The following is a 3,831-nucleotide window of genomic DNA, read 5'->3' as shown; positions in this document are numbered from 1 at the left end:
TCGACACGCTCTTCTCCGACGAGGCCGATGGGCCCCTCGACCCAGAACACAAGCGCATGTTCATGGCCATGAAGCGCGAAGTCCTTCGGCTCGGCGGCTACCGGCAAGAGTTCTTCATCACCCAGACCCCGCACCTCGCAACGATGGCCAATGCAATCATCGACCTCGACGCCATGCAGGCCGAGCCGCGAGCGGGCATCGATGCTGCTCATCGGTGACACGAACTACTCGGGTTCACGGTAGCACCTCACTGCCATATGTTCGACTCCGCCGGGGACGGCTTCCCCGGAAGGAGACCCTCATGGAAGAGTTGTTTGTGCGCCCGCGCGCACTGATGCGGATGCGCGAAGGCCCGCTGGGCGTGTGCGTCGATACCTTCATCGACTCATTGGCAGCCAAGGGCTATAGCCGCGACTCCCGACGCCGCGCCGCATGGTTGGTTGGAGACTTCAGCCGGTGGTTGGACGGACGCGGCTTTGCTGCCGCGGCAGTAGCCGAAGACTTGGTCAATGCCTTCTTGCGAGGCCGCAGGCGCCGTCGCGCCCCGAGGGCCGAAGACCGTTCGACGCTGCTGCGGCTGCTCGCGCATCTCGCGGCAAAGGGCATCATCTGCAAACCCTCACCTGAGCGCACTCCAACTGCGGTTGAGCAGATCGAGGCCGAGTATGTCGACTACATGCGCCACGAGCGCAATCTGGCACCCGCAACCATTCACTCCAATCGGATCACGGCCAGGAATCTGTTGACGTTCCTCTTCGCCGATGGACTATTGGCGTTCAACACCGTTACGGCGCGGGACGTCATCGCCCACGTCAGGCTGGCGACGAAGACGTGCCGTCCGAACTCTGCATGCAGAGTCGTCGGTGGCGTTCGGGCGTTCTTACGGTTCGTGCTTTACCGCGGCTGGCTCGACACCGATATGTCTTCGCACATACCGGCGCCGGCTGTTTGGTCGCAGTCATCGATCCCCCGCTCGCTCCAGGACGATCAGGTTCTGCGCACCCTCGCTCAATGCGATCGGTCTACACCGAGTGGGTGTCGTGACTACGCGGTCATCCTCTTACTTGCGCGGCTCGGGCTGCGAGCTGGCGAGGTGGTAGCACTACAACTAGAGGACATCGACTGGCACGCCGGCGAATTACTGGTTCGCAATGGACAAACCCGAGTCGATCGCCTCCCGCTTCCATACGAAGTGGGCCAAGCGCTGGCGCAATACTTGAGCGAGGCCCGGCCCCGTTGTTCCTCCCGGCAGGTTTTCCTCCGAGCACAGGCACCGATGGAGGGGTTCTCCAGCGGGACCGCTGTTGCAGCGATCGTCCGCCGCGCGCTTCAGCGCGCCGGCATCGATGCGCCGAGCAAGGGAGCGCATGTGCTCCGTCACACGTTGGCCACACGACTGCTGCGCGAGGGGTCGTCACTGCCCGAAATCGGCGAAGTACTGCGTCACCGCCAGCAGCAGACAACGACGATCTATGCGAAGGTGGACTTTGCCTCCCTGCGGGCCATCGCTCCTTCTTGGCCGGGAGGTGCGCAATGACGCCGCTGAGACAGGCCGCCACAGACTACCTCGCACTCCGGCGAGCGCTCGGGTTCAAGCTTCGGGCGAACGAAGATGCGCTGATCGAGTTCACGGACTTTCTCGACCAGCGCGGCGTCACGACCATCACGGCAGCCGCCGCCGTAGAGTGGGCCCTGAGCAAACCAGCCACGCGCCCTGGCCTCGCCGCCGATCGGCTGCGTCGGATTCGCGGCTTCACGCTCCACCACCGGTTGCTCGACCCCGCCACGGAGATCACCCCCGCCAACCTCCTTCATTCACATCGGCATCGGCGACAACCGTACCTGTACTCGGACGATGAGCTTGCTCGCTTGATGGCTTGCGCGTTGACGCTGCCTCCTACAGATGGCCTGCGAGGGGCGACCTACCACTGCCTCCTGGGGTTGATCAGCGTCACCGGGATGCGGCTCGGTGAGGCGATCCGTCTCGAGGTCGGCGATGTCGATCTCGACCAAGGCTTGCTGACCATTCGGCAGACGAAGTTCGGCAAATCTCGGCTGGCTCCGATTGCTGACTCGACCAGGTCGGCACTCGCGGAATACCGCGCGCACCGCGATCGCTTCGCCAAACGGTTGGCGCCGCCGCAGTTCTTCATCTCGGGTCGGCGGACGGCACTCGACCCGGGACACATCCATCGGACCTTCTATCAGTTGCTCGACCAGGCGGAGGTGCACGCCCCCGCGGGTGCTCCACGCCCTCGGTTGCATGACCTGCGCCACCGCTTTGCCATCCAAACGTTGCTGCGCTGGTACCGATCCGGCCAGGATGTCGAGCGCCACCTGCCGACCTTGTCAACCTTTCTGGGTCACGTGCGCATCGAGCACACCTACTGGTATCTCAGCGCCTGCCCCGAGTTGATGGGCCACGCGCTCGCCCGGTTCGAGCGTCACTGGGAGAAGCAGTCATGACGGCCGCGACTGGCAATCTCGCTGTGCTGCTGGAGGGGTTCTTCACCCGAAGACTCATGCAGCAGCGGCAGGCGAGCGCGCATACGATCGCATCCTATCGTGACACCTTCCGGCTCTTCCTCCGGTTCGCCCAGAAGCGCCTCAAGGTTGCCCCGAGCGCGCTGGCGTTGGAGCAACTCGACGCGCCGCTGATCGCGGCGTTCCTTGCCGACCTGGAGCACGAACGTGGCGTGAGTGCCAGAAGCCGGAACCTGCGGCAGAGCGCCATTCGGTCGTTCTTTCAGTACGCCGCCTTTGAATCGCCTGGTCATGCGGGCCAGATCCAGCGCGTCCTGGCGATTCCCAGCAAGCGATGCACTCGCAAGCAGGTCTGCCATCTGACACGCGAAGAGGTCGAAGCCTTGCTTGCGGCACCCGATCGGACCACATGGTCGGGGCGGCGCGACCATGTCCTGTTGTTGCTTGCGGTCCAGACCGGGCTGCGTCTGTCCGAGATGACCGGCCTACGAGCCGCCGATGTCAGGCTCGGCACAGGCGCCCACGTCCACGTGCTCGGGAAAGGGCGCAAGGAGCGTTGCACGCCGCTGGCCAAACAAACACAGGCAGTCTTGCGGTCATGGATGAGCAGCGACTTGGGATCTGAGCCGGTCATACTGTTCCCGAGTGCCAGAGGCAGTCGCCTCAGTGCTGACGGCGTCCAGTACCTCGTGGCCAAGCACGTTGCCACAGCCGCCCGGGCCTGCCCATCCTTGACGCGCAAGCGCGTGACGCCACATGTGTTGCGCCACACCACGGCGATGGAACTCCTTCAGGCTGGAGTCGACCGGTCAGTGATCGCGATGTGGCTTGGCCACGAATCGCTGGAGACCACTCAGATTTACCTCGATGCCGATCTGACGTTGAAGGAGCGTGTGCTGGACAAGATTGCACCTCCCAGTGTGCAGGCCAGGCGCTATCGGCCGGAGGACAAATTGATGGCGTTTCTCAGCGCGCTTTGAACCGGTGGCACTCCGTCATCGGCTTGCCAGTGTTGCCGGCCGTCGCCGTGTGTGCAGGCGGCGGCCTTGCCGGCGGACCTCGGCGAACCGTCCATGAAGGTTCCTGAACGACCTGCTGGGTTCGTTGGGACGGCAAGGCCCCGGCATTGGCGATGGCCACGAAGGGCGTTGGCCGAACCCGCGCGAAGGACTGCTGTGCTCAGATCGCGATCGTTCGAGCGGCCACCCTGGCTGTACGAGATCGACCCACAGCGGGCATCTGGATACCGATACTGGCTGCTGAAAAGCAGTCGCTTGTGGTCGCAGTCGTGGTTGCCACACCGCGGCAGCAGGTAGCTGCAGGCCCTCCCCAATGCGCACCCCTTGG

General features: G+C 64.1%; 4 protein-coding genes. All 4 read left to right on the top strand.

Going from position 1 to position 3,831, the window contains the following annotated elements:
- A partial coding sequence (locus tag AB7U92_RS23410) for a hypothetical protein (protein ID WP_428582639.1) occupies positions 1-218 on the top strand: 218 nt, incomplete at its 5' end.
- Positions 219-301: 83 nt separating this feature from the next.
- Positions 302-1,537 (top strand): site-specific integrase, encoded by a 1,236-nt coding sequence (locus AB7U92_RS23405; protein ID WP_428582637.1) that lies wholly within the window; start codon positions 302-304, stop codon positions 1,535-1,537.
- Positions 1,534-2,466, top strand: coding sequence for a tyrosine-type recombinase/integrase (locus AB7U92_RS23400; RefSeq protein WP_428582635.1), 933 nt, complete (start codon positions 1,534-1,536; stop codon positions 2,464-2,466). The genes AB7U92_RS23405 and AB7U92_RS23400 overlap by 4 nt, the downstream gene beginning before the upstream one ends.
- A complete protein-coding gene (locus AB7U92_RS23395) occupies positions 2,463-3,464 on the top strand; it encodes a site-specific integrase (protein WP_428582633.1) in 1,002 nt (333 codons plus the stop codon). The genes AB7U92_RS23400 and AB7U92_RS23395 overlap by 4 nt, the downstream gene beginning before the upstream one ends.
- The last annotated feature ends 367 nt before the right edge of the window (positions 3,465-3,831 follow it).

The organism is Piscinibacter sp. (assembly GCF_050175855.1).
Lineage (GTDB): Bacteria > Pseudomonadota > Gammaproteobacteria > Burkholderiales > Burkholderiaceae_C > Piscinibacter.
Note: the sequence above shows the minus strand (reverse complement) of the source record. Positions and strands in the feature narration are given on the sequence as shown.

What these genes read in the sequence shown, in the direction of transcription:
- AB7U92_RS23400 (WP_428582635.1), top strand. Translation starts at nt 1,534, where the DNA reads ATGACGCCGCTGAGACAGGCCGCCACAGACTACCTCGCACTCCGGCGA.
- AB7U92_RS23405 (WP_428582637.1), top strand. Translation starts at nt 302, where the DNA reads ATGGAAGAGTTGTTTGTGCGCCCGCGCGCACTGATGCGGATGCGCGAA.
- AB7U92_RS23395 (WP_428582633.1), top strand. Translation starts at nt 2,463, where the DNA reads ATGACGGCCGCGACTGGCAATCTCGCTGTGCTGCTGGAGGGGTTCTTC.